Here is a 22,847-nt window from a genome sequence, read left to right as displayed (position 1 = left end):
CGACATGTTGCGCAGCATCGCCAACCGTGTCCTGTCCGGTGGCCGACGCACGGCCACGCCCACCACCGGCCGCTCCACGACCGGTGGCGGAGCCACCGGCGGGTCGGCCAACCGCGAGATCGAGCGCGGCGCGAAGTCGCTGATCCGCGGGGTGAGCCGCAAGAAGCGCGGCCTCTGAGCTGCCCGTGTCCCTTCCGCCCCGCGGGCGGGAGGGGCACGATGCGCCCATGGTCCGTTGCCTGCTGCTGGTCCTGGGGCTGCTGTTGCTCGGGTGCAGCAGCAGGACCGCGGACGCCCCCACGGTCGAGTTCGATCCCGCGCTCCACGACGAGCTGCTCCAGATGATGGAGGACGACCAGGCCTCGCGCACCGGCGGCGAGCTCGTCGGCAGCGACCAGGAGCGGACGAACCGGCTGAAGGAGATCATCGCCGAGCACGGCTGGCCGACCTGGGACCTCGTCGGCGAGGACGGCGAGGAGGCCGCGTGGGTCATCGCCCAGCACTCCGACCTCGACCCGGAGTTCCAGGCCGAGGCGCTGGAGCTGCTGCGCGAGGCGGTCGCCGACGACCAGGCCTCGCCCGGCAACCTCGCCTACCTCGAGGACCGGGTCCGCGCCGGCCGCGGCGAGCCCCAGCTCTACGGCACCCAGACCGGCTGCACCCGCAACGGGAAGCCCGCGATGCCCGACCTCGAGGACCCCGACGGCCTCGACGAGCGTCGCGAGCAAGCAGGGCTCCCGCCGTACGAGCGCTACCTGCGTCAGATGACCCGGATCTGCAAGCAGGGGTGACCCGGCCCGGTTAGAGTTCGCCGACCACGCACATCATCTCGGGGGAGTAGTCGGCATGCTGCGCAACCACGCGGCCGGGGCGGCCCACGCACTCATCACGCTCGCGATCGCTGCGGCACTGACGGTGTCCGGCCCGGGGGCGGCCGTGGCCGGTGACCCGGTGCTCGAGATCCTCGATGTCGACACCTCGGTCCCGGGGCACGTCGCGGCGACCGTGAGCACCGACGCCCAGCAGCTGCGCGGGATCCTGCGCCGCGAGTCCGGGGTGTCCATCGCGTCGACCGGCTGGTTCCCGGTGGAGGACGGCACGGCTGTCGTGGAGGCAGAGACCTGGGGCATGAGGACGTCGATGGGCTACGTGCTCGAGGTGATCAGCTGCACCGGCACCAGCACGTCCGGGTGCGCCACGTCGTCGACCTCCTTCGTGCCCACCGACGTCGCGCCCGTGGTCGAGTTCTCCGACGACGACCTCCTCACCGGCACCGAGCAGGCGACGGCGGTCGTGCACGACGAGGGTGGGGGCGAGCTGATGGCCTACTACCGGGGGCCCTTCACCGGCCAGCTGCTCCACGAGGGCTCGCAGGTGCTCCGGCTCGACCACGGCGCGAACCATGTGTGGGTCGCGCGGTGCAACGGCCGTCTCGGGTGCAACTCGTTCGGGATAGAGGAGCACTACGCGGTCGACAAGGGCTACGCCGTCGGGTCGACGTCGCCCGGAGCCCTCCTGCCCGACGGCGGTCCTGCCGCCGACGCGACCGTGACCTTCCAGGTCGCGGACACGGTGCCCTACACCTTCCGTGGCCACCTGCTCCCGTCCGCGCACGCCGCGACCGAGGGTCGGCCCGCGGTGGTGGCCGAGGACCTGCTGCCGGTGGACGGCACGATCTCGATCCCGCTCGACCTGACGCCGCTGCCCGACGGTGGGCACCTCCTCGTGGGGGAGCTGAGCCGCTCGACGCCCACGGGTCCCGTGGTCCAGTGGGCGCTCGCCAGGCCCCCAGAGGTCGACCGGGAGGGCCCGCGGTTCCAGTTCGCCTCGCTGGGCGCGGACGTCTTCCACCCGGTGCGCGACGGACATCTCGACGAGGTCACCCTCTCGGCGCACTTCTACGAGCCGCGGTCGGCGAGGACCACCCTGAGGGTCGTGCACGAGGAGAGCGGCACCGAGGTCGAGGTCGGCAGCACTGATGGACCGGGCGGTGAGGTCGCCGGGACCTGGGACGGCCGCACAGCCGACGGGCGGCTGGCTCCGGCCGGGCGCTGGGAGCTGCGCTTCGCCGGGGTCGACGAGCTCGGCAACCGGACCGAGGCGGTCGCCGGTGAGCTGCGCCTGACCCACAAACGGGTGGTCGAGGTGCGTCAGGTCTTCGCCGTCTCCGCGCGCGCGTCCCGGGTGGACCCCGGCACCTCGCGGTGCGGGCGCGTCGTCCGCGACCCCGGTGGCTGGCGCGGCGGGCTCGGATACCGCACGAAGCCCTGCGGCAGCCGGGTGTCCGTCTACACCTCCCACGAGCTCGACGTCGTCCCGCGGGGCTGGCTCGGGGGGAAGGTGGGCGTGTCCGCGCTCGGCCGTTCTGCCCAGCACCGGCCGAACACCGTTCCGTCCGAGGCCCGCCTGGTCCTCCGCTCGGAGTGGCGCGAGCCGAGTCGCCGGATGCTGGCGCCCCAGGGTTGGTACTCGACCCGCCTCGTCAGGCGCGAGTCGGACGGCGACCCGGTGGAGTGGGTCGCGGGCGTCGACGGCGGTGCCCAGCGCTACGACGTGCGGAGGTTCCGGGTCGTCTTCGAGGGACGGGCCCTGCGCTGACAGCACACGGCCCGTCTGGAAGATTCTCGACAGAGTTCCGTCGACGGGTGTCGTGCGGCGACCGTCCCGTTCGTGGACATGGTGGAGGCGGCCCTGACGGAGGACCGCCACGACCCAGGAGGACCAGATGCCGGAATACATGCTGTCCGTGAACCACGTCGACGGGGAGCCGATCCCGCGCAGCGACGAGATGGAGCGGATGTTCGCCGACGTCGGCGCCTTCAACGACAAGGTCCGGGAGGCCGGTGCGTGGGTCTTCGCCGGCGGACTGATGCCGCGCGAGACCGCCACCACCGTCGACAACACCGGCGACGCGCCGGTCCTCAACGACGGTCCCTTCGCCGAGACCAAGGAGTGGCTCGGCGGGTTCTGGATCATCGACGTCGCCGACCTCGACGAGGCGCTGCGCTGGGCCGAGCAGGGCTCGAGGGCCTGCGGCGCCCCGGTCGAGGTCCGCCCCTTCCAGGCCGAGTGAGCGACGTCGACGAGCGGGTCGAGGCGATCTTCCGGGCCGAGTTCGGCCGGGTCGTCGCCTCCCTCGCCCGCCGCTTCGGTGACCTCGACGTCGCCGAGGACGCCGCGGGCGAGGCCCTGGTCGTGGCGCTGGAGCGGTGGCCGGTCGACGGCATCCCGCCCAACCCCGGCGGCTGGCTCACCACCACCGCCGGCAACCGCGCGATCGACCGGATCCGCCGGGAGTCGCGTCGCGACGACAAGCACCGGGCCGCCGAGATGATCCACGACCCCGATCCCCACGAGCCGACCGGTCCGGTCGAGGACGACCGGCTCCGCCTCGTGTTCACCTGCTGCCACCCCGCCCTCGCCCCCGAGGCCCGGGTGGCGCTCACGCTTCGCCTCCTCGGCGGCCTCACGGTCGCCGAGATCGCGGCGGCGTTCCTGGTCCCCGAGACCACCATGGCGCAGCGGATCACGCGCGCGAAGCGCAAGGTCGCCGGCGCCCACATCCCCTACCGGGTGCCGGCCGCCGCCGACCTGCCTGCCCGGCTCGCGACGGTCCTGGCCGTCGTCTACCTCGTCTTCAACGAGGGCTACCTGCCCAGTTCAGAGGCCTCCAGCGGCGACGCGGACGTACGCCGCGACCTGACCGCCGAGGCGGTCCGGCTGGCCCGCGTCCTCCACGAGCTGCTGCCCGACGAACCGGAGGCGACCGGGCTGCTCGCGCTGCTCCTCCTCACCGACGCCCGACGCGACGCCAGGTTCGCCGGCGGCGAGCTGGTCCCGCTGCAGGAGCAGGACCGGGCCGGCTGGGACCGCTCCCAGATCGCCGAGGGGCACGCGCTCGTCCGCGAGTGCCTCGCCCGGGCCGTGGACACCGGCGTCGGTCCCGGCCGCTACCAGCTGCTCGCCGCCGTCAACGCCGTCCACACCGACGCCGCCGACGCCCGTGACACCGACTGGTCGCAGATCGCGGCGCTCTACCAGCAGCTGGTCGTCGTCGATCCCTCGCCCGTCGTCCGGCTCAACCGGGCCGTCGCCCTGGCCGAGGTCGACGGCCCCGCGGTCGCCCTCGCCGAGGTCGACCGGCTGGGTGACACGGCGATGGCCGGCTACCACGCGTGGCACGCGACCCGGGCCGACCTGCTGCGCCGGCTGGGGAGGACCGCGGAGTCGCGGGCGGCGTACGACGCGGCGGTGGAGGCGGCGACGAACCCGGCGGAGCAGGCGTGGCTGCGACGTCGGCGCGACCAGCTGGCAGCGCAGTGACGCGGGGTCAGCGGCCCACCGAGTCGAGCCAGGCCTGCTCGACCGCCCGGCGACGCTTGGCCTCGAGATAGCGACCGTTGGCGGCGGTGAGGTGCGTCCGCGTCGGCACGGTGCGGGTCACCCCGATCCCCGCGGCCTCCAGCTGGGCGCGCTTGTCGGGGTTGTTGGTCAGCAGCTCCACCTCCTCGACACCGATGGCCCGCAGCATCTGGGCGGCCACCGTGTAGTCGCGGTCGTCGGGACCGAACCCCAGCGCGAGGTTCGCCTCGAAGGTGTCGAGCCCGCCGTCCTGGAGGAGGTAGGCGTCGAGCTTGTTGTAGAGCCCGATGCCGCGGCCCTCCTGCCGGAGGTAGAGCAGGTGGCCACCCTCGCGGCCGAGTCGCGCCACCGACTCCGCCAGCTGCGGTCCGCAGTCACACCGTTCGCTGCCCAGCACGTCGCCGGTCAGGCACTCGCTGTGGACCCGGACGAGCGGAACCTGCGGTGGGTCGCCGAAGGTCACCACCAGGTGCTCGCGACCGTCGGCGAGACCCTCGAACGTGACGACCCGGGCGGCCAGGACCTGCCCGCCGGGCTGGCGCACCGGCATGGTCACCTGGCCGCGGACGACGGCGGGCGGGACGCGGTGGTTCATGTGGCCCTCCTCATGGCCGGGGCGGAGGCGAGGTCGTAGTGGAGCAGCACGACGTCACCGAGTCGGGTGGTCCGGCGGAGTGACGCGCGCCGGCAGGAGTTGAACGGGAACTCGCCGTCCCCCACGAAGCGGCGCCCGCGCGAGGTGCCGACGAAGAACGGGGCGACGGAGAGGTGCAGCTCGTCGACGAGGTCCTCGGTGAACAGCTGGGTCAACAGGCAGCCACCGCCCTCGACCATCAACCGCCGCACGCCCCGGCGGTGAAGGTCGTCGAGGACGACGGCGAGCTCCGTCGACCGGTCGAGCCCGACCACCGTGGCGCTGCTCCCCAGCCGTCGGCGGGCGCGGGCGGCGACGGACGGCGGGCAGTAGACGAGCTTCTCGACGTCGCCAGTGGTGAAGAAGCGGTTCGTCGGGTCGAGGTCGCCGCTCCGGGTGAGCGTGACCTTGGTCGGCGAGGGTGACCGGCCGGCCTCGATCCGGCCGCGTCGCAGCTCGGGGTCGCGGACCAGCAGCCGCGGGTCGTCGTTGCGGACGGTGGCGGCGCCGACCATGATCGCGTCGGCCCAGGCGCGGACCCCGTCGACCCGGCGGAGGTCCTCGGCGGAGGAGAGGACGAGCCGCTCCTCGCCGCCGGCGTCGAGGTAGCCGTCGAGCGAGATGCTGCAGCTCGCGACGGTGCGGGGACGCTCAGCCACTGGTCGCCCCCTCGGTCAGCAGGGCCGGACGCTCCCGGCGCGGCAGGAGCGCGAGGGCCGGGACGTGGACGAGGAGCACGAGGACGCCGTACGCCGTGGCCGTGGCGACCCCGGCGGCGGCACCCGGCCCGCCCGCCGCGAACGCCCAGACCGCCATGCCCTCCCGCGGTCCCCAGCCGGCGACGTTGAGCGGCAGCGCCGCCACGACGAGCACGAGCAGGGCGAGCGGGACCAGCCGGTCGAGCGGCAGCCCGACCCCGACCCCGCGGGCCGCGAGGACGAGCGTGGCCACGTGGGCGGTGGTGGCGGCCGCGGACGCCGCCACCACGCCGACGACGACCCGGCGGTCGACGACGGCCCGGGTCGACGGCCGGAGCCCCAGGGCGACGACGGCCACCAGGCCGACCGTGGTGAGGCCCGCGACGACGGCGACCGTGGTCCGCGGGACCGGGCTCGGCAGCAGCACCAGCGCCGAGGCCAGGAGCACCACCTGGACCAGCTGACCCGCGGAGCGTTCGCCGACGACGGACCCCAGCGACCGCAGCCGCCGGCCGGTCGCCGAGCCGTGTCGCCAGCCCCGGTGCACGTCACCCGCCACGCCGCCCGGGACGACGAGGTTGAGCAGCTGCGCCAGGTAGCACGCCCGGAGGGCCGTGGGGAACGCGACGCCGACGTCTACGCAGCGGCTCACGAGGGCCCAGCGCCAGGCGCAGGCCGCGGTCGCGAGACCAGTGAGGAGACCGGCGGCCAGCAGGGTCGTCGGCTCGATCGACCGGAGGCCCTCGACGAAGGGTCTCGGCCCCACCCGCCAGACCACGGCGGCCAGGAACGCACCCCCCGCGAGCGACCGACCGACGGCGACGGCCCTCGGGGACGGGGCCCTCATGCCGGCGTCCGTACGTCGGAGGCCGCGGGAGTGAGGGTCGCGGCCACCTGCCGGGCCGTGGCGTCCCACCGCGGCAGGTCCCGGCGACGGACGAGCGCTCCGGCGCGGAGCTCGGCCCGCAGGCCGGCGTCCGTGAGCCAGCTGCGCAGGGCCGCCCCGAGCGCGTCCGCGTCGTTGGGCGGGACGAGCAGCCCGGGGCGGGCCCCCGTCGGCGCGAGCCCGAGGGCCTCGGCGGTCCCGCCCACCGCGCTCGCGACGACCGGCAGGCCGTGGGCGAGTGCCTCGGTGAGGACCATGCCGTAGGTCTCGCCGCGGCTCGGCAGGACCAGGACCCCGGCGCTGGTGTAGGCCTCGGTCAGCAGGTCCCCCACCAGGGGGCCCTCGAGCAGGAAGCGGTCGGCGAGCCCCGCCGAGCGGGCCGCCTCGGCCAGGGCCGACACGAACGAAGGGTCGCGGGTGAGCGGTCCGACGCACCGCACCCGCCAGGGGAGGTCCACCAGGTCGCGGAGCGCGTGGAGCAGCACGTCGTGACCCTTCGACCGGGTCACCGCGGCGACCACGAGCAGCGTCCCGCGGTCGGCACCCGCCGTGACCCGGTCGGTCGGCACCACGCCCGGGATCGCGACCCGGACCTTCGCGGGTGGCACGGGGTAGGTCGCCAGGACGAGGCGCCGACACCACTCGCTGGGGGTCACCACGGACGAGACCGCCGCGACGACCGCTGCCTCCGCCGCGTCGGGGTGGCCCGGCCGGCCGCGCGGGAGGTGGAGCAGCAGCACGAGCCGGAGCACGTGGCTCTGCGGCACCACCACCCGGGGTTGCCCGGAGGCGACGAGACCGTCGAGGACCACGGCCGACCCCGGCTCGAGGGCCGCCAGGACGTCACGCAGGCCGGCCGCCCGGGTGCGGTGCAGGTGGACGGTCCACCCGAGCGCCTCGAGGGCGCCGCTGAGCTGCCGGTCGTAGGTGTTGCCGCCACTGGGCTCGGCCGGGTCGTCGACGCCGGCGGGCGCGACGACGTGGACCACGCGTCGCCGGCCGCTCATGGCGCACGCTCGTAGCCGGCGGCGGCGGTCGGTGACTCGTGGAGCACGACGGAGACCAGCGAGACCCGGTCGGTGCCGGCCGGGACCCCGGCGCGCACCCGCTCGCACAGCCGGTCCGTCACGTGGCGGGCCACCACCTCCGTGGTGGTCGTGACCCCGGCGAACTCCGGGAGGTCGTCGAGGTTGCGGTAGTCGAGGTCGGCCAGCACCCCCTTCAGCACCTCCGCGGCGGCGCCGATGTCGACCAGCATGCCGTGGCCGTCGAGCTCCGGGCCGCGGAACGTCGCCTCGACCGCGTAGGTCGCGCCGTGGAGGCGCTGGGCGGGACCGAACACCTCGCCCGGCAGGCTGTGGGCGACCATCACGTGGTTGCGGACCGTCACGGAGAACACGGCTGCTCCGCTCGGTCGTAGACGAGGGAGTGGCACAGCCCCGGCAGCCGGCCGTGGGCCAGCCGCGCCATCACCTCGGGGAGGTCGTCGAAGTCCGAGACCCCCGTCAGCAGGGCGTCGAAGGCGGGGTCGCGGAGCAGGTCGAGCGCCAGCGCGAGCCGGTCGGCGGTGGTGCGACGGCCCCGGCGCGCGACCGAGACGGCCCCCACCTGGCTGGCCCGCAGCGTCAGCCGCCGTGCGTGGAAGGCCTCGCCGAGCGGGACGGGGACGACCGCGTCGCCGTACCAGCTCAGCTCCAGCACGGTGCCGTCGTCGCCGAGCAGCTCCAGGGAGCGGCGGAGGCCCGCCGCGGTCGCGCTGGCGTGGAGGACCAGGTCCTGCTCGCCGGGGGCGTCGTGGGGGAGGGCGAAGTCGACCTCGAGGGCGGCGGCCACCGCGGCACGCGAGGGGTCGACGTCGACCAGGACGACCGTGACCCCCGGCATCCGGGCGAGCAGCCGCGCCACCGCGCACCCGACCATGCCGGCGCCGACGACGGCGACCCGGTCGCCCGGCAACGGCCCCGCGTCCCAGACGGCGTTGAGCGCGGTCTCGACCGTGCCGGCCAGGACCGCCCTCGCGGCCGGCACCTCCTCGGGGACCGGCGTGACGGCGGCCGCGGGCACGACGTAGGCGGTCTGGTGGGGGTGGAGGCAGAACACCGTCCGGTCGCGCAGCGCGGGCGGACCGCCGACGACGGTCCCCACGTTGAGGTAGCCGTACTTGACCGGCCCCGGGAACCGGCCCTCCTGGAAGGGCGCCCGCATCGTCTCGTACTGGGTGGGCGGGACCCGCCCGTCGAAGACCAGCGTCTCGGTCCCGCGGCTGATCGCGCTGTGGGTCGTCCGTACGGCGACCTCGCCCACGGCGGGGGTGACCAGGGCCGCGGTGCGGATCTCGCCCTCGCCGGGTCGGCGCACCCAGAACGCCCGCGCCTCGTCGAGCATCGGTCCACCTCCCTCCGCCGCTGCGGCGTGAACCGCGGCGGCGCCTGCCTCGTCCCTGCACGTGACGGGTCGTCGAGAAGTACGGAGGAACAGTCGTGCCGGTTCACCTTCCCCGCTCGACGGGTGCCCGCCGGCTCGTGTCCGGTGCCCTCACGGTCGCGGCGGTGCTGCTGCTGGTGGTGCCGGCGACGCTCGGCGACCCCGTCGACGAGACCCGGGTGAGCACGCTGGTCCGGCTGCCGGTCGAGCCGTTGCTGCTGCTCGCGGTCGTGCTGGCGCTGCCCGCCGGTCGGCCGCGGCTGCGGACCGCCGTCGCCGCCGGCCTCGGAGGCGTGCTGGGCCTGGCCCTGGTGTTCCGTGGTCTGGACCTGGGCTTCCTCCGCGCGCTCAACCGTCCCTTCGACCCGCTCATCGACTGGCGGTACGCCGGCTCGCTCGTCGGCCTCCTGCGCGACTCGTTCGGCCCGCTGCTCGGCACCGCGCTGCTGGTCGGCGCGGTCGTCGCCGCCGTGGCCGCGCTGCTGCTCCTCCCGCTGGCCGCCGTCCGGGTGGCCGGGGTCGCCGCGCGCCACCGGCCGCAGGCGGCCGCGGTGACCGCCGTGCTCCTGGCCGGGTGGCTGGTCGTCGTGCTGGTGGGGGTGCCGGGTCCGGCCGGGTCGCTGGCGACGGCCGACACCCTGCGCTACGTGCACCACGAGGTCGCGCGGGTCCCCGGCCAGCTCGCCGACCTCCGCGAGTTCGAGGCAGCCGCTCGCGACGACCCCGCGGCCGACGTCGCGCCGGAGGACCTGGTCACCGCGCTGCGGGGCAAGGACGTCCTCGTCGTCTTCGTCGAGAGCTATGGCCGGGTCGCCCTGGAGGACCCGGCCCTCGCCCCGGGGGTGGACCGGGTGCTGGCCCGGGGCACGCGCGACCTCACCGACGCCGGGTTCGACGCCCGGAGCGCGTGGCTCACGTCCCCGACGTTCGGCGCCCTGAGCTGGCTCGCCCACGCCACCCTGCAGTCGGGGCTGTGGGTCGACAGCCAGCCCCGCTACGACGCGGTCGTGACCAGCAGGAGGCTCACCCTCAGCCGGCTCTTCGCCCGCGCCGGCTGGCGGACCGTCGCCGTGGTGCCCGCCAACGACCGGGACTGGCCGCAGGCCGAGTTCTACGACTTCGACCACGTCTACGACTCCCGCAACCTCGGCTACCGCGGGCCGCGGTTCGGCTATCCGACGATGCCCGACCAGTACACGCTGGAGGCCCTGCAGCGGCTCGAGCTCGAGCCCCGGCCGCGACCGCCCGTGATGGCCGAGGTCGACCTCATCACCAGCCACGCGCCGTGGTCGCGGGTCCCGTTGCTGGTCGACCAGGCGACGGTCGGCGACGGCTCGGTCTTCGACGGGATGCCGTCGCGGCTGGACTCGGCGACCGACATCTGGCCGGACCCGACGCGGATCCGGGCGGCGTACGGCCACGCGATCGAGTACTCGCTGAGCGCCCTGGTCCGCTTCCTCACGACCTACGGCGACGACGACCTGGTCGTGGTGGTGCTCGGCGACCACCAGCCGGCGACCGTCGTCTCCGGCGACGACGCCGGCCGCGAGGTCCCGGTGACGCTGCTGGCCCGGGACCCGGCCGTCCTCGCAGCGGTCGACCCCTGGGCCTGGGAGCCGGGCCTGCGGCCCGACCCCGAGGCCCCGGTCTGGCGGATGGACGCCTTCCGCGACCGCTTCCTCACCGCTTTCGGCACGACGCCGGCGCCGTAGGGCGAGCACACTGGTGAACGAAGCGGCGGCGTGAACCGTCAGAAGGGTGCGAGGACAGGTCGGCGTCGAGGTGAGGAGCAAGGGTCGGGTGACATGACCGCTCACGAGGTCGCACTGATGCGACAGCTCCACGAGGAGCACGCGAAGGCGCTGTGGCACTTCTGCCTCAGGCTGGTCGGCAACGACCGCGCCCACGCCGAGGACGTCGTGCAGGAGACCCTGCTGCGGGCGTGGCGGCACCGCGAGATCCTCGAGAGCCCCCCGCCCGCCGTGCAGGCCTGGCTGCGCACCGTGGCCCGCAACCTCGTGACCGACGAGTGGCGCCGGCACCGGGCCGTCCGGGAGACCTCGGTGGCCGAGGTGCCGGACGCGCCGGAGCGTGAGGACCGGACCGACCAGCTGCTGCTCTCGTGGGTCGTGGCCGAAGCCCTCACCCACCTCACGCCCGACCACCGGTCGGTCCTGCTCGAGTGCTTCTTCCGGGGCCGCTCGGTGGCCGAGGCCGCAGCGCTGCTCGGCATCCCGGAGGGCACCGTGAAGTCGCGCACGCACTACGCTCTGCGAGCCCTGCGGCTGGCGCTGGAGGAGATGGGGGTGACCGCATGAGCTGTCCGTCGAGCGGTGACGACGCGGCCTACGTGCTCGGCGCCCTGTCCCCCCGCGAGCGGCTCGACTTCGAGCACCACCTCGACTCCTGCCCCGAGTGTGCGGCACGGGTGCGCGACCTCGCCGGCCTGCCGGGCCTGCTCCGGCGCGTCGACCCCGCGGTGCTCGAGGAGGTCGAGGGCGGCGGGCCGCCGCTGCCCGACACGATCCTCCCGGCCCTCGTGCGCGAGGTGGAGCAGCGCGCCACCGCCCGCCGTCGACGTCTCGTGGCCGGGCTCGCGGTCGCGGCCGTCGCGCTGGTCGCGCTGACGGTGCCGGCAGTCGGCTCGTGGCTCGATCCCGAGGTCACGCCCCCGCCGGCGGGGAGCGCGGCCCCCGAGGAGTCCGGTCCGCCCGCGCGCGCGATGGAGCCGGTCGGCGAGGTGCCCGTCCGGGCCACCCTCGCGGTGGAACCGGTGGCGTGGGGCACGCGGCTGGTCCTCGACTGCACCTACGACACCGCGTCGGTCCCCTACGACCTGCCGCCCCGGGTCGACTACGTCCTCGTCGTGCGGACCGCGGACGGGCGCACCGAGCAGGTCGGCAGCTGGGAGTCGGTCGACGGCGAGTCGATGACGCTCGACGCCGGCACGGCATCCCGGGAGGGCGACATCACCTCAGTGCAGGTGCGGATCCCCGACGGCCGGGTGGTGCTGCGACTGCCGGTGTGAGAGGAGCGGGGCCACCAGCAGCGCCCCGGCCACGGCGGCCACGACCTCGCTGGCGGCCGCCACCCACACCTCCCAGCCGTCCCACGTCGCCTCGACGCCGAGGAAGCCGACCGTCGTCGCCGGCACGAAGGCGCCCAGGGTGGACAGCCCGAAGCCCGCCGCCAGCGCTCCCGCCAGCCAGTGCCGCCAGGTCAGCACGAGCACGGCGATCACCGCCCCGCCGACGGCGTTGAGGAGGAAGGACGGCCCGAGCACGTCGTCCTCCCGCGCGAAGTCGAGCCACATCCAGAAGTGGACCGCGGCGGAGACCACCACCGCCACGGCCGCTGTCGTGCGCAAGGTCATGTCATCCTCCCGGTGCCGGTCCTCTCCCCAGACGTACGACGGACGGGGCGGCGCGGTTCACCGGGGCTCGTGCCGCGACGACGGCGTACTTGCGCACCCGGCGGCGACCCAGCCAGCGGACCCACGTCCGGTGGGCGCTGAGCAGGTCGGCGACCGGCTCCTCGCCGAGCCCCGCGACGAGGGAGGAGCGGCGCGTCTCGTAGGCGACCAGGAGCGAGGCGGCGCGTGACCGGTGGGCCGCGGTGCGGTCCTCGATCGACGTCACCCGGAGCCCGACGGCGGCGAGGTCGTCGTGGAGGCTCGCCAGCGGCCACGGCCAGACGGTGTCGCTGGCCGGCATGACGGCACGCTCCGCCGGCGTGAGCGGGAGGCCCTCCTCGACCGTGAACGCGAACCGGCCACCGGGGGCGAGGACGTCGGCGACGGCGGCCACGAGGGGCGCCTTGTCCGCGAAGGCGAGCGTGGTCTCCAGCAGCAGCACGACGTCGAAGGGCCCGGCCGGCAGGGGCGGGACGTCCGCCACCGCGAAGGCGATCGACCGGGCCGGACCCGCGCGGGACCGGGCGAGCGCGACGGCGTCGGGACTGCGGTCGACCCCGAGGTAGTCGCAGCCGGTCCGAGCAGCGAGCAGCAGCCCCGGGCCACCCACCCCGCAGCACACGTCGAGCGTCCGCACGCCGGGAGCGAGCCGCGCCCGCTCGCCGAGGGCCAGGATCTCCGAGACGTCCATGAAGTTCTCCTGCCCGACGTACTCGCCGGCGGGGTGGCCGGCGAGCCGGGCCTCGCGCAGGACCCGGTCGGCCAGGGCGCGGTCGTCGGTCATCACGGCCGCCCCACCGGGCTGAGGGCAGCGACGGGCGTGCGACGACGCCACAGCCACAGGACGTCACGGCCGAAGGACTCGCCGAGCAGGGCGAGGGCGACCAGCAGCAGCGCCGTCGTCGCCGGTCCGGGGAGGACCTCGGCGAGGGCGACGACCAGGACGGTCCCGGAGACGCCGGTCGCGACCTTGCGCCACCACCGCACCGGCAGCGGTCGTCGCAGCCAGGGCAACGCCCGGCCCGCTGCACCGAAGGCATAGCGCAGGAGGCCGAGGACGACGACCCATGCGTGCCCGTGGACCGCGACCGCGGCGCTGAGCACCAGCATGAGGAAGGCGTCGGCCTCCCCGTCGAACCGGCGGCCGAACGCCGAGCTCGTCCCGGTGCGCCGCGCCACGGGACCGTCGACCGCGTCGAGGGCGAGGGCGAGCACGCAGAGCGGCAGCAGCGCCGGGTGGGGTCCGGCGACGACGAGGCCCGCGGCCGCGCAGGTCAGGGTCCCGCGGGCGATCGTCACGAGGTCGGCCGGGCCGGGGCCACGATCCGGCAGCTGCGCCGCGACCCATCGTGCGCCCACCGCCCAGCAGCCGCTCGCCACGAGCGCCGCGAGCAGCGGCGAGGCGGCGCCGTGGCCGGGCAGGACGAGGAGGGTGGTCAGCAGCACGGCACTCGCGACGAGCGCCTGTCTGAGCGTCACCGTGGCCTCCCTCGGAGTCTCACCCGGTAGGGACGTGCGTTGCTACGGTTCGGTTCAGCCGTGGTCGGGAGGCGACATGGACGGAGCAGGCGAGGAGCCGGTCCGCGCCGCTGCCGGCTGGCTGGAGCTGCGCGAGCCCGCCGACGCCGCCGCCCGCGCCCGCACCCTGGTCGAGGCCCTGCCGTGGCACCCGGGGCCGGCACCCGCCGTCGTGCACGACCTCGGTGGGGGGAGCGGGTCGATGGCACGCTGGCTCGCGCCGCTGCTGCCGGGTCCGCAGCGATGGGTGCTCCACGACCGCGACGTCGAGCTGCTCGCCCTCGCTCCCGGCCGCCCTCCGGGACGCGCCGCCGATGGAGCTCTGGTCGAGGTGGAGACGCGCGAGGACGACGTGACCCGCCTCGACCACGGCCGGCTCGCGGGGGCGGCACTGGTGACCGCCTCCGCCCTCCTCGACATGCTGACGGCGCCGGAGCTCGACCGCCTCCTCGACGCCGCCACGGCTCCAGGCTGCCCGGTGCTGCTGGCCCTGAGCGTGACCGGGGAGGTGGTGCTCGAGCCCGCCCACCCGCTCGACCGGCGGATCGGCCGCGCCTTCGACGCCCACCAGCACCGACCGACCGGTGGCGACCCACGGCTGGGGCCCGACGCCTGGTCGGCAGCGGCCGCCGGCCTGACCGCACGCGGGTTCGCCGTCACCGTGGAGACCACCCCGTGGCGGCTGGGCCCGGACCACCCTGCGCTCCTGGCGGCCTGGGCCGACGGCTGGCTCGGCGCCGCCCTGGAGCAGGACCCGTCACTGGTGACCCCGGCCGCGAGCTGGGCCCGCGCGCGGGCCGACCAGCAACGCGCGGGAGCGCTGCGCGCGACCGTGGGCCACCGCGACCTGCTGGCCCTTCCGAGGGAACGCCCTTGAACCGGACCGAGTGTCGGCGTACGGTTCCGATATATCGGCGACTGTCGCCGACAGTCACAGCGTCGGGAGGGCGTCATGGGTGGACACGGATGGCACGGGGGCTGGAGCGGCGGCTGGGACGCGCCGGGACGTCGGGGCGGTCCGCCGCCGTGGCTCGGTGAGCTGCTCGGCATGGGCGGCCAGCGCCCGCCGCAGCGGCCGCGGGCGAAGAAGGGTGACGTCCGCGCGGCGATCCTCGACGTGCTCGCGGTCGAGCCGCTCAACGGATACCAGGTGATCCAGCAGATCGCCGAGCGGTCCGGCGGGCAGTGGAAGCCCAGCCCCGGCTCGGTCTACCCGACGGTCGCCCAGCTCGAGGACGAGGGACTCGTCACCGCCGACGACCACCGCGGCCGCACGCTGCGGCTCACGCCCGAGGGCGAGACCTACGTCGCCGAGCACCCCGAGGAGCTCGCCGCGGTCTGGGCCGACTTCGAGGAGCCGGGCTCGGGCGGTGACGGGCCCGACCTGTCCCAGCTGAAGTCGGAGGTCGGCCAGCTGATGTCGGCGACCTGGCAGATCGTCACCCAGGGCACCGACCACCAGCGCCGTGAGGCGATGACGGTCCTCGTCGACACCCGCCGCAAGCTCTACGGCCTGCTGGCCGACGAGGGCACGGAGCCCGAGGGTGAGGACGACGACCCGGCCGAGGTCGAGCGATGAGCCCCGAGATCCGGATCGGTGACGCCGAGCGCGAGCAGGCCCAGACCGACCTCGGCGAGCACTACGCCGCCGGCCGGCTCGACCACGACGAGTACACCCAGCGGCTCGACCAGGTGTGGGCCGCGCGGACCCGCTCCGAGCTCGACCCGGTCTTCCGCGACCTGCCGGGTGGCCACCAGGTCGCCTGGTCGACCGCGGCCCAGCGAGGGCGTCCGGTCGGGCCGACCCGGCGCCCCTCGGCCCGGGTCCCGCTCCCGCTGCTCGTCCTGCTGGTCGTGCTCGGGGTGGTCGCCGTGGTGACCCACCTGCCGATCGTCCTGATCGGCCTCGGCGTCTGGTTCTTCTTCCTCCGCGGGGGTGGGCACTGTCGGTCACGCACGTGAGTGACTAGGGTCACCGAGGTTTGCCGGTTCGCCGGCACGTCTCGGAATCTCTCGGAAGGTGACCCCCGTGACCGACTCACGCCCCTCACCGCCGCGGCAGACGTCTGCGTCGCGCGGCCTCTGGATCCTCATCTGCGCGCTGCTCGCGCCCGCCGTCGTCGTCCCGCTGCTGGTGGGCCTCTACGACCGGGTGGACCCGACGCTCTTCGGTTTCCCGTTCTTCTTCTGGTTCCAGTTCGCGCTGATCATCGGCGCGACCGTGCTCACCGGCACCGCCTACTGGATCTCCACGATCGCCGACGCGCGGGACCGCGCTGCCCGCAGGACCGCGCGGGGCACGGCGGGGGGTGAGCGGTGATGGACGTCCTCGCCGTCAGCATCTTCGTCTTCTTCTTCCTGCTGGTCACGATCCTCGGCTTCGCCGCCGCGCGCTGGCGCCGGGCCGACAACCTCGACAACCTCGACGAGTGGGGTCTCGGTGGCCGTGGGTTCGGCACCTTCATCGCCTGGTTCCTCATCGGCGGTGACCTCTACACGGCCTACACCTTCATCGCCGTGCCGGCGACGCTCTACGCCGGTTCCGTGGTCGGTTTCTTCGCCGTGCCCTACACGATCGTGGTCTACCCGATCATCTTCCTGTTCCTGCCGCGGTTGTGGTCGGTCAGCCACCGCCACGGCTACGTGACGCCGGCCGACTTCGTCCAGGGCCGCTACGACTCCAAGCCGCTCGCGCTGGCGGTCGCCGTCACCGGCATCCTCGCGACGATGCCCTACATCGCGCTCCAGCTCGTCGGCATCGAGGTCGTGCTGCAGGTGATGGGCATCGGGGTCGACGAGGGCAGCTGGCTCGTCGGCCACCTGCCGCTCTTCGTCGCCTTCGGCGTCCTCGCGGCCTACACCTACTCCTCGGGGCTGCGGGCGCCGGCGCTGATCGCCTTCGTCAAGGACATCCTCATCTACACGGTGATCATCGTCGCCGTGATCTACCTGCCCGCCCAGCTCGGCGGCTGGGACGCGATCTTCAGCGCCGCCCAGGGCAGCTTCGACGCGTTCAACACCGAGAACGCCGACGCGATCGCGGCCGGTGAGGTGGGCGCCAAGGGCTCGATCCCGCCGGCGGCGGCCCACTGGGCCTACGCCTCGCTCGCCTTCGGCTCGGCGCTGGCGCTGTTCATGTATCCCCACTCGGTCACCGGCGTCCTTTCGACCCGCTCGCGGTCGGTCATCCGGCGCAACGCCGCGCTGCTCCCGGCGTACTCGTTCCTGCTGGGCCTGCTCGCGCTGCTCGGCTTCGTCGCGATCGCCGCGGGCGTCACCGTCGCGGGCGACCCGCCGAACCCCCAGCTCGCGGTGCCGCAGCTGTTCGAGAACGAGTTCCCCAGCTGGTTCGCCGGCGTCGCCTTCGCGGCCATCGCGATCGGCGCCCTGGTGCCGGCGGCGATCATGTCGATCGCAGCGGCGAACCTGTGGACCCGCAACATCTACAAGGCGTTCATCAACCAGGACGCCACCCCGAAGCAGGAGGCTTCGCAGGCCAAGATCGTCTCGCTGGTCGTGAAGTTCGGGGCGCTGGTCTTCGTGCTCGCGCTGTCGAAGTCGTTCGCGATCAACCTGCAGCTGCTCGGCGGCCTCTGGGTGCTGCAGACGCTGCCGGCGATCGTGCTCGGCCTCTACACGCGGTGGTTCCACCGGTGGGCGCTGTTCGGCGGCTGGGCGGTCGGCATGGGCTGGGGCACCTGGCTCGCCTACGGCGTCAGCTCGCCGACCCAGGCCCACTTCGGCGGCCCGCTCGTCCCGTTCCCCGGCACCGAGACCAACGTCTACATCGGCGTCGTGGCGCTGCTGGCCAACCTGGTCGTGACCGTCGTCCTCACCGTGGTGCTCCGCGCGATGGGCGTCGACGAGGGCACCGACCAGACGCAGGAGTCGGACTACCGCGCCGATGCGGGCGACGAGGGCGTCGAGGAGGAGCTGGACCTCACCGCCCCCGCCCACGGCTAGAGCGTCTTGGCGCGGTTGACCCAGTCCATGATCACCCGCATGCCGACCTTCTCGTAGAGGCCGAGGGCGCCGGTGCGGGAGTCGGTCGAGAGCCCGCCGGTCATGACGCCGTGGTCGCGGGCGCGGCCGTAGGCGTCGACCAGGAGGGCCTGGGCGAGGCCGCGGTTGCGCTGGTCGCGGCGTACGGCGAGCCGCGAGACGAAGGCCTCGCGGTCGCGGTCGTCCTCGGGCTCGAAGACCGAGAGGCACGCGACCCCGACGACCTCGCCGGAGTCGTCGACGACCACGCGGAGGTGCCACGGCTCGAACCCGGGGCGGCGCACGACGACGGACTCGAAGTCCTCGTAGGACTCACGGTCGCGGTCGGACCACTCGAGGAAGGCGTCCTCGACGACGTCGTGGACGGCGGTGTACTCGGACGGGTCGGCCTCCCGGACCTCGTAGCCGTCGGGCAGCGGTCGCTCGACGATCGAGACCCCCTCGGGGAGCTGGAGCACCCAGCTGTGCCAGCGGACCTCGTAGCCGAGCGACTCGAGCAGCCGGTCGCCCGGTGAGCCGACCGGGACCGGCATCCCGATGACGGGGGCGCCACGTTCGCGCGCCTTGGCCTGCATCCAGTGCGCGAGCTCGGTGCCGATCCCGCGGCCCCGGTAGGCGGGGTGCACCGCGGCGTCGCCGCGGTCGGCGCTGGTCACCTCGGCGTAGCCCACCAGGGTGTCGTTGCCGTCGACGGAGTCGAAGACGCCGACGGTCTGGGCCGAGACGTCGAAGCTGGGACGACCCCAGTCACCGACGATGTCGGCCTCCTCGATCTCGACCGAGCCGAGGTCCTCCTGCTCCTGGGCGGCCATCACCTCGTAGACGGCGCGCGCGTCACTCATCACCAGCGGCCTGCTGGTCAGTCCCTCCGGGGTTCGCATGGAGGCATGGTGACGCGCGGCCGAGCGGGCCGGCCACCCATTTCTGCCGCCGGTCCGCTCAGGCGACGCCGACGGACACCGGGTCGAGCCGGTAGCCGATGCCGCGCACCGTGCGGATCCACTGGTGGTCGGAGTGCTGGCGCAGCTTGCGGCGGAGGTTGCCCATGTGGACGTCGACCATGTGGCTGTCGCCGACGTAGTCCGAGCGCCACACCGAGGCGACGAGGTCGCCGCGGGCCACGACCTGGCCCGCCCGGTGGACGAGCTGGGCCAGGATCTCGAACTCGGTGCGGGTCAGCGAGACCTCCGCGCCGTCGACGGTCACCTCGCGGCGGGTGGTGTCGACCTCGAGTCCGGCCCCGGCGTCGACCCGGGAGGTGTCGAAGACCCCCTCCCGCGGACGCCGGAACATCGCTCCGACGCGGGCGCGCAGCTCGCGGGGCGAGAACGGCTTGACGACGTAGTCGTCGGCGCCGGCCTCGAGGCACAGCAGCTTGTCGACCTCGCTGTCGCGGCCGCTCAGCACGACGATGTAGCAGGTGCTGATGGCCCGCAGCCGGCGGCAGGCCTCGAGGCCGTCCATGCCCGGCAGCCCGAGGTCGAGCGTGACCAGGTCGGGCTGAAGGCGGCGTACGAGATCGACGGCGGCGTCGCCGTCGTGGACGACGGAGACCTCCAGCCCGGAGCGCTCGAGCGTGAGGCTGAGCAGGGCAGCGGTGTCCGGGTCGTCCTCGACGACCAGTGCGTGACGAGACGTCACCAGGTATCCCCCCTTGGTTGTGTCCGCGTCGACCGCCGACGTCCCCCCCAGGACCAATCGTGCGAATCGACCGCGAAGTCTCAGATCCGAGTCTAGGGTCTTGAGCCAAGCCCGAATAAATTGAGGAACTCTTGATGTTGGTGTCCCCCCGCACCAGCACCGCAGGGCCGGCCACCCACCGGCTCAGGGTGCCTGTGCTGACGTTGTTGTTGATGCTCCTGCCCAGCCTGCTCGCACTCTCGACGGCGAGTCCGACCGCTGCGGCGGAGGAGCGCGTCGCCAAGCGCGCCCTCGCCCACCGGGTCGAGCTCGGTGCGTGGGTCGAGGGCATGACCGCCGAACCGTCCCGGCTGGTCGACTTCGAGCAGCTGGTCCGCCACCGGACCGGCATCGCGTCCTACTACTGGGGCTACGGCGACGTCTTCCCCGGCGAGACCGAGCTGGCCTTCGCCGACGGCGGCCGCCGTGAGGTGCTGCTGTCCTGGGACATGGGGCCGACCCGCTTCACCGACTGGACCGACGGCAGCGAGGACGCCTACCTCGACCAGCTGGTCGAGGCCGCCCTCGCCTACCCCTACGACGTGCACGTGCGGCCCTGGCCCGAGATGAACGGCGACTGGGTGAGCTTCCAGCCCACGCGCACCGGCGACCGTGTGCACGGCGGCACCTATCGAGAGTTCAAGCTGGCCTGGCGCTACGTCGTCCGCTACTTCCGCGACCGCGGCGCCGACAACGTCAAGTGGGTCTTCAACCCGACCGTCGACGTCTACGCCGAGACCACCACCGTCGCCGACATCTGGCCCGGCCGCCGCTACGTCGACGTGCTCGGACTCGACGGGTTCAACTGGGGCCGCGACTCGTCGTGGGGCCGGTGGAAGTCGTTCGAGCGGATCATGGCGCCGCAGTACCGTCGCCTCACCGCCCTCCACCCGACCGCACCGGTCTGGGTGTGCGAGGTCGCCTCGAAGGAGCCGAAGGTCGACGACGGCGCCCCGGTCGACCGCGACAGCAGCAAGGCGCGGTGGATCAAGCAGGCGCTGTCCACCACCCGCTTCCCCCGGATGACCGCCCTCATCTGGTTCCAGGAGGAGAGGGAGCGCGACTGGCGCGTCGAGTCCTCACGCGCGTCCCTCCGCGCGTTCCGCCGCCACCTCTGAGGGGCGGACCGGTTCAGCTCCGGACGTCGGTCAGCTCGCCGCGGACGAACATCCGCTTCGAGGAGCCCCACTTCGGCCAGCAGGTCGTCAGCGTGAGCTGGCGGCCGGGCGTCGGGTCGAGGACCTCGACGGCCGAGGCCGGGACGATCTCGGGCGCGGTCGTGAGGGTGTAGACCCAGGTCGTCCCGCCCCGGGAGAAGCGCACCTCGTCGCCGACGCGGAGCGTGTCGAAGTCGAGGAACGGGTCACCGTGGCCGGCCCGGTGGGCGGCGACGCCGACGTTGCCGCGGGCGCCGGGCAGCGGCGTGCCCGCGTAGTGGCCCGGGCCGAGCGCGAGCTCGGCGTCGTCGGTGCCCTCGACCATCACCCACGACCAGTCGTCGCCGAAGCGCGGGATCGTGAGCGTGGCCAGCGGCTGGCCGGTGTCGGCCGCCGCGAGCACGGGGTGTCCGCGGCCCGGCGTGGGCTTCCGGGCCGCGGACGGTTCAGTGGCCCCCGTGCCGTCGGCGAGCTGCGAGCGCAGCTCGCCCTGGGCGTACGCCGCGCCCGCGCCGCTGCGCCAGTGGTCGACGAACGGCCAGGCCATCAGTGACAGCCCGGCGATCGCCATGACGACCACCAGCGCGAGGTGGAGCGGACGGCGCACGGAGGGTCAGACTCCCCGCTTGGGGAGGATCCGGCCCAGCGCGAGCGCGGCTGCGAACAGGGCGAACCCCGCCAGGAACAGCCACATCGCGTTGAAGGCGAGACCGGTCGCCGCGAGGGCACCGCCGCCGAGGGATCCGTGGTTGTACATGTCACCACTTCCTTTCACTTCGGAGGACGGCCTGGGTGAAGGCGCGTCCCTGGACGACCTGCAGGAACAGGTCGAAGACCATCTCGATGACCAGGGGGGCCGCGAGGAGCTGCTGCTTCCAGCCGCGGGAGCGGACGGTCACGACCCGCTCGAGGACGAAGACCAGCGAGAGCGCCAGCCAGAAGCCGTGCAGCTCGAGGCCGACGACGAGTCCCACGGTGATGCTGCCGACGTAGAGCATCGTCGCAAGGACGCCGATCAGGCTCAGCAGCTGGCGACCCCAGTAGGGGCGCGTGACGGGCGTCCAGCCGTAGTCGAACAGGTTCTCCAGCGCGCCGCGCTTCCAGCGCAGCCGCTGGTCGGACAGCTGCTTCCAGGTCTCCATGACCTCGGTCTCCAGCGTGCACTCGGCCGGCGCGAGGATGTCGTAGCCGAGATGCATCAGCGCCAGCGACAGCTCGTTGTCCTCGGTGAGGACGGCCGTGTCGTAGACCTGGCCGCCGCCCGAGGAGTCGGGGAGCAGACCGGCGCGTCGTGCGGCCCGGACGTGCTGGAGGACGGGGACCGGGAAGACCGACGCGGTGCCGGTCAGCACCAGGGCGCGGCCCTTCAGCCGGCGGACGTCGCGCTCGTAGCGGGCGTACTCGTTGCGCTGGAAGGTGCCGAGCAGGCCGCCGCCGGGTCCGCCGCGGAAGACCCCGCCGACCCCGCCGAAGCGCGGGTCCTCGAGATGGCCCAGGGCGGTCTCGAGGAAGGTGGGGTCGAGGGTGCAGTCGGAGTCCATGACCAGGACGAGGTCGTCGGGGTGGAGCACGTCGAGGTGCTGGTCGAGCCACTGGTTGAGGGCGCCGGCCTTCTTGTCGCGGTTGTCGCGGGGGACGAAGACGTCGGCACCCGCGTCGGCGGCCACCTGCGGTGTCGCGTCGGTGCAGTTGTCGGCGAGGACCACGATGTGGTCCGGCGGCCGGGTCTGGGAGAGCAGCGAGGCGATCGCGGCCCCGACGTTCTGCTCCTCGTCGTGCGCAGGCAGCACGGCGACCAGCCATCCGAGGGGACGGCGGTCGTCGGCGTACGACTCGCGCTGAGGAAGGGCGTCGATCGCTTGGACCGACGCACCGGAGTTGGTGCCCACGCCTCGACTCTCGATGTCGAGATACCACGGTTCACGCTTCCCGACCGAGACTGGTTGAATTCTTGAGGAAGTGTTGAGGAAGCGCGTGACCCGGGCCACACCCCGGAGTCGGAGGCGCGAAATGGCCGACGGCGCGTGCCCGGAGCATAGCCCCGGAGCACGCGCCGTCGCGCGGGAACCGCTGG

At 73.9% G+C, this 22,847-nt stretch carries 28 protein-coding genes; 14 read left to right on the top strand and 14 right to left on the bottom strand.

The features are described from left to right. The first annotated feature begins 4 nt into the window (after positions 1 to 4). The 5 genes from ABD091_RS08925 (at position 5) to ABD091_RS08905 (ending at position 4,323) form a co-directional block, all read left to right on the top strand. Positions 5 to 178: a hypothetical protein gene (locus ABD091_RS08925; protein WP_343917523.1), complete on the top strand. Its 174-nt coding sequence runs from the start codon at positions 5 to 7 to the stop codon at positions 176 to 178. Positions 179 to 227: 49 nt separating this feature from the next. After that, positions 228 to 791 carry a DUF6624 domain-containing protein gene (locus ABD091_RS08920; protein WP_343917521.1) on the top strand — a complete coding sequence of 188 codons (564 nt, stop codon included), beginning with the start codon at positions 228 to 230 and terminating at the stop codon, positions 789 to 791. 55 nt (positions 792 to 846) lie between these two features. Further along, a complete protein-coding gene (locus ABD091_RS08915; protein WP_343917519.1) occupies positions 847 to 2,598 on the top strand; it encodes a hypothetical protein in 1,752 nt (583 codons plus the stop codon). Between the two features lie 127 nt (positions 2,599 to 2,725). Beyond that, complete coding sequence (locus tag ABD091_RS08910) at positions 2,726 to 3,073, top strand: YciI family protein (protein ID WP_343917517.1); 348 nt, start codon at positions 2,726 to 2,728, stop codon at positions 3,071 to 3,073. After that, positions 3,070 to 4,323, top strand: coding sequence for an RNA polymerase sigma factor (locus ABD091_RS08905; protein WP_343917515.1), 1,254 nt, complete (start codon positions 3,070 to 3,072; stop codon positions 4,321 to 4,323). The genes ABD091_RS08910 and ABD091_RS08905 overlap by 4 nt, the downstream gene beginning before the upstream one ends. Before the next feature lie 7 nt (positions 4,324 to 4,330). On the opposite strand, the gene ABD091_RS08900 is transcribed toward ABD091_RS08905, so the two are convergent. The 6 genes from ABD091_RS08900 to ABD091_RS08875 are packed head-to-tail and all read right to left on the bottom strand — an operon-like array spanning position 4,331 to position 8,965. Continuing rightward, a complete protein-coding gene (locus ABD091_RS08900) occupies positions 4,331 to 4,957 on the bottom strand; it encodes a GTP cyclohydrolase II (RefSeq protein WP_343917513.1) in 627 nt (208 codons plus the stop codon). Continuing rightward, positions 4,954 to 5,655 carry a RibD family protein gene (locus tag ABD091_RS08895; protein WP_343917511.1) on the bottom strand — a complete coding sequence of 234 codons (702 nt, stop codon included), beginning with the start codon at positions 5,653 to 5,655 and terminating at the stop codon, positions 4,954 to 4,956. Before ABD091_RS08895 ends, ABD091_RS08900 begins: the two co-directional genes overlap by 4 nt. After that, a complete protein-coding gene (locus tag ABD091_RS08890) occupies positions 5,648 to 6,541 on the bottom strand; it encodes a lysylphosphatidylglycerol synthase domain-containing protein (RefSeq protein WP_343917509.1) in 894 nt (297 codons plus the stop codon). Before ABD091_RS08890 ends, ABD091_RS08895 begins: the two co-directional genes overlap by 8 nt. Continuing rightward, on the bottom strand, positions 6,538 to 7,587 hold the full coding sequence (locus ABD091_RS08885; protein ID WP_343917507.1) for a glycosyltransferase family 4 protein: 1,050 nt from the start codon (positions 7,585 to 7,587) through the stop codon (positions 6,538 to 6,540). Before ABD091_RS08885 ends, ABD091_RS08890 begins: the two co-directional genes overlap by 4 nt. Further along, positions 7,584 to 7,979 carry a 6-pyruvoyl trahydropterin synthase family protein gene (locus ABD091_RS08880; RefSeq protein ID WP_343917505.1) on the bottom strand — a complete coding sequence of 132 codons (396 nt, stop codon included), beginning with the start codon at positions 7,977 to 7,979 and terminating at the stop codon, positions 7,584 to 7,586. The genes ABD091_RS08885 and ABD091_RS08880 overlap by 4 nt, the downstream gene beginning before the upstream one ends. After that, on the bottom strand, positions 7,967 to 8,965 hold the full coding sequence (locus tag ABD091_RS08875) for a zinc-dependent alcohol dehydrogenase (protein ID WP_343917503.1): 999 nt from the start codon (positions 8,963 to 8,965) through the stop codon (positions 7,967 to 7,969). The genes ABD091_RS08880 and ABD091_RS08875 overlap by 13 nt, the downstream gene beginning before the upstream one ends. Positions 8,966 to 9,060: 95 nt before the next feature. Between ABD091_RS08875 and ABD091_RS08870 the strand changes: the two genes are divergently transcribed. The 3 genes from ABD091_RS08870 (at position 9,061) to ABD091_RS08860 (ending at position 12,032) form a co-directional block, all read left to right on the top strand. Beyond that, entirely contained in the window at positions 9,061 to 10,716 is a 1,656-nt protein-coding gene (locus tag ABD091_RS08870) for a sulfatase-like hydrolase/transferase (RefSeq protein WP_343917501.1), read from the top strand. Between the two features lie 93 nt (positions 10,717 to 10,809). Further along, complete coding sequence (locus tag ABD091_RS08865; protein WP_343917499.1) at positions 10,810 to 11,322, top strand: sigma-70 family RNA polymerase sigma factor; 513 nt, start codon at positions 10,810 to 10,812, stop codon at positions 11,320 to 11,322. Then, positions 11,319 to 12,032, top strand: coding sequence for an anti-sigma factor family protein (locus tag ABD091_RS08860; RefSeq protein ID WP_343917497.1), 714 nt, complete (start codon positions 11,319 to 11,321; stop codon positions 12,030 to 12,032). The genes ABD091_RS08865 and ABD091_RS08860 overlap by 4 nt, the downstream gene beginning before the upstream one ends. On the opposite strand, the gene ABD091_RS08855 is transcribed toward ABD091_RS08860, so the two are convergent. The 3 genes from ABD091_RS08855 to ABD091_RS08845 are packed head-to-tail and all read right to left on the bottom strand — an operon-like array spanning position 11,979 to position 13,895. Beyond that, positions 11,979 to 12,377, bottom strand: coding sequence for a hypothetical protein (locus tag ABD091_RS08855; RefSeq protein WP_343917495.1), 399 nt, complete (start codon positions 12,375 to 12,377; stop codon positions 11,979 to 11,981). The two genes, ABD091_RS08860 and ABD091_RS08855, sit on opposite strands and share 54 nt — an antisense overlap. A 1-nt stretch (position 12,378) precedes the next feature. Then, entirely contained in the window at positions 12,379 to 13,200 is an 822-nt protein-coding gene (locus ABD091_RS08850; RefSeq protein ID WP_343917493.1) for an SAM-dependent methyltransferase, read from the bottom strand. Then, positions 13,200 to 13,895: a CDP-alcohol phosphatidyltransferase family protein gene (locus ABD091_RS08845; protein WP_343917491.1), complete on the bottom strand. Its 696-nt coding sequence runs from the start codon at positions 13,893 to 13,895 to the stop codon at positions 13,200 to 13,202. Before ABD091_RS08845 ends, ABD091_RS08850 begins: the two co-directional genes overlap by 1 nt. Positions 13,896 to 13,971: 76 nt before the next feature. On the opposite strand from ABD091_RS08845, the gene ABD091_RS08840 reads away from it, so the two are divergent. The 5 genes from ABD091_RS08840 (at position 13,972) to mctP (ending at position 17,897) form a co-directional block, all read left to right on the top strand. Beyond that, positions 13,972 to 14,811: an SAM-dependent methyltransferase gene (locus ABD091_RS08840; RefSeq protein ID WP_343917489.1), complete on the top strand. Its 840-nt coding sequence runs from the start codon at positions 13,972 to 13,974 to the stop codon at positions 14,809 to 14,811. Between the two features lie 75 nt (positions 14,812 to 14,886). Then, a complete protein-coding gene (locus ABD091_RS08835) occupies positions 14,887 to 15,513 on the top strand; it encodes a PadR family transcriptional regulator (RefSeq protein ID WP_343917487.1) in 627 nt (208 codons plus the stop codon). Continuing rightward, positions 15,510 to 15,896 carry a DUF1707 SHOCT-like domain-containing protein gene (locus ABD091_RS08830; protein WP_343917485.1) on the top strand — a complete coding sequence of 129 codons (387 nt, stop codon included), beginning with the start codon at positions 15,510 to 15,512 and terminating at the stop codon, positions 15,894 to 15,896. Before ABD091_RS08835 ends, ABD091_RS08830 begins: the two co-directional genes overlap by 4 nt. A 67-nt stretch (positions 15,897 to 15,963) precedes the next feature. Then, positions 15,964 to 16,254, top strand: coding sequence for a DUF3311 domain-containing protein (locus ABD091_RS08825; RefSeq protein ID WP_343917483.1), 291 nt, complete (start codon positions 15,964 to 15,966; stop codon positions 16,252 to 16,254). Next, positions 16,254 to 17,897, top strand: a complete 1,644-nt coding sequence (gene mctP, locus ABD091_RS08820) for a monocarboxylate uptake permease MctP (protein ID WP_343917481.1) — start codon at positions 16,254 to 16,256, stop codon at positions 17,895 to 17,897. Before ABD091_RS08825 ends, mctP begins: the two co-directional genes overlap by 1 nt. Here the strand turns inward: mctP and ABD091_RS08815 are convergent. Together ABD091_RS08815 and ABD091_RS08810 are read right to left on the bottom strand one after the other, a co-directional pair. Further along, complete coding sequence (locus tag ABD091_RS08815; protein ID WP_343917479.1) at positions 17,894 to 18,817, bottom strand: GNAT family N-acetyltransferase; 924 nt, start codon at positions 18,815 to 18,817, stop codon at positions 17,894 to 17,896. The two genes, mctP and ABD091_RS08815, sit on opposite strands and share 4 nt — an antisense overlap. A 58-nt stretch (positions 18,818 to 18,875) precedes the next feature. Next, positions 18,876 to 19,577: a response regulator transcription factor gene (locus ABD091_RS08810; protein WP_343917477.1), complete on the bottom strand. Its 702-nt coding sequence runs from the start codon at positions 19,575 to 19,577 to the stop codon at positions 18,876 to 18,878. A 212-nt stretch (positions 19,578 to 19,789) separates the two neighbouring features. Here ABD091_RS08810 and ABD091_RS08805 point away from each other — a divergent pair, with 212 nt between their 5' ends. Continuing rightward, entirely contained in the window at positions 19,790 to 20,734 is a 945-nt protein-coding gene (locus tag ABD091_RS08805) for a glycoside hydrolase family 26 protein (RefSeq protein ID WP_343917475.1), read from the top strand. Positions 20,735 to 20,747: 13 nt separating this feature from the next. On the opposite strand, the gene ABD091_RS08800 is transcribed toward ABD091_RS08805, so the two are convergent. The 3 genes from ABD091_RS08800 to ABD091_RS08790 are packed head-to-tail and all read right to left on the bottom strand — an operon-like array spanning position 20,748 to position 22,662. Then, positions 20,748 to 21,380 carry a sortase gene (locus tag ABD091_RS08800; protein WP_343917473.1) on the bottom strand — a complete coding sequence of 211 codons (633 nt, stop codon included), beginning with the start codon at positions 21,378 to 21,380 and terminating at the stop codon, positions 20,748 to 20,750. Positions 21,381 to 21,386: 6 nt separating this feature from the next. Next, positions 21,387 to 21,530 carry a hypothetical protein gene (locus ABD091_RS08795; RefSeq protein ID WP_343917471.1) on the bottom strand — a complete coding sequence of 48 codons (144 nt, stop codon included), beginning with the start codon at positions 21,528 to 21,530 and terminating at the stop codon, positions 21,387 to 21,389. A gap of 1 nt (position 21,531) precedes the next feature. Beyond that, entirely contained in the window at positions 21,532 to 22,662 is a 1,131-nt protein-coding gene (locus tag ABD091_RS08790; protein ID WP_343917469.1) for a glycosyltransferase family 2 protein, read from the bottom strand. Positions 22,663 to 22,847: the final 185 nt, after the last annotated feature.

It is taken from the genome of Nocardioides aestuarii (assembly GCF_039527245.1).
In the GTDB taxonomy this organism is placed as follows: Bacteria; Actinomycetota; Actinomycetes; order Propionibacteriales; family Nocardioidaceae; genus Nocardioides; species Nocardioides aestuarii.
This window is presented reverse-complemented; position numbering and strand designations above follow the sequence as displayed.

Bases quoted from the DNA above. Each gene is read 5' to 3' on its own strand.
- ABD091_RS08925 (WP_343917523.1), top strand. From the start codon at position 5: ATGTTGCGCAGCATCGCCAACCGTGTCCTGTCCGGTGGCCGACGCACG.
- ABD091_RS08920 (WP_343917521.1), top strand. From the start codon at position 228: ATGGTCCGTTGCCTGCTGCTGGTCCTGGGGCTGCTGTTGCTCGGGTGC.
- ABD091_RS08915 (WP_343917519.1), top strand. From the start codon at position 847: ATGCTGCGCAACCACGCGGCCGGGGCGGCCCACGCACTCATCACGCTC.
- ABD091_RS08910 (WP_343917517.1), top strand. From the start codon at position 2,726: ATGCCGGAATACATGCTGTCCGTGAACCACGTCGACGGGGAGCCGATC.
- ABD091_RS08900 (WP_343917513.1), bottom strand. From the start codon at position 4,957: ATGAACCACCGCGTCCCGCCCGCCGTCGTCCGCGGCCAGGTGACCATG.
- ABD091_RS08890 (WP_343917509.1), bottom strand. From the start codon at position 6,541: ATGAGGGCCCCGTCCCCGAGGGCCGTCGCCGTCGGTCGGTCGCTCGCG.
- ABD091_RS08885 (WP_343917507.1), bottom strand. From the start codon at position 7,587: ATGAGCGGCCGGCGACGCGTGGTCCACGTCGTCGCGCCCGCCGGCGTC.
- ABD091_RS08875 (WP_343917503.1), bottom strand. From the start codon at position 8,965: ATGCTCGACGAGGCGCGGGCGTTCTGGGTGCGCCGACCCGGCGAGGGC.
- ABD091_RS08865 (WP_343917499.1), top strand. From the start codon at position 10,810: ATGACCGCTCACGAGGTCGCACTGATGCGACAGCTCCACGAGGAGCAC.
- ABD091_RS08860 (WP_343917497.1), top strand. From the start codon at position 11,319: ATGAGCTGTCCGTCGAGCGGTGACGACGCGGCCTACGTGCTCGGCGCC.
- ABD091_RS08855 (WP_343917495.1), bottom strand. From the start codon at position 12,377: ATGACCTTGCGCACGACAGCGGCCGTGGCGGTGGTGGTCTCCGCCGCG.
- ABD091_RS08850 (WP_343917493.1), bottom strand. From the start codon at position 13,200: ATGACCGACGACCGCGCCCTGGCCGACCGGGTCCTGCGCGAGGCCCGG.
- ABD091_RS08840 (WP_343917489.1), top strand. From the start codon at position 13,972: ATGGACGGAGCAGGCGAGGAGCCGGTCCGCGCCGCTGCCGGCTGGCTG.
- ABD091_RS08835 (WP_343917487.1), top strand. From the start codon at position 14,887: ATGGGTGGACACGGATGGCACGGGGGCTGGAGCGGCGGCTGGGACGCG.
- ABD091_RS08830 (WP_343917485.1), top strand. From the start codon at position 15,510: ATGAGCCCCGAGATCCGGATCGGTGACGCCGAGCGCGAGCAGGCCCAG.
- mctP (WP_343917481.1), top strand. From the start codon at position 16,254: ATGGACGTCCTCGCCGTCAGCATCTTCGTCTTCTTCTTCCTGCTGGTC.
- ABD091_RS08815 (WP_343917479.1), bottom strand. From the start codon at position 18,817: ATGCGAACCCCGGAGGGACTGACCAGCAGGCCGCTGGTGATGAGTGAC.
- ABD091_RS08805 (WP_343917475.1), top strand. From the start codon at position 19,790: ATGCTCCTGCCCAGCCTGCTCGCACTCTCGACGGCGAGTCCGACCGCT.
- ABD091_RS08795 (WP_343917471.1), bottom strand. From the start codon at position 21,530: ATGTACAACCACGGATCCCTCGGCGGCGGTGCCCTCGCGGCGACCGGT.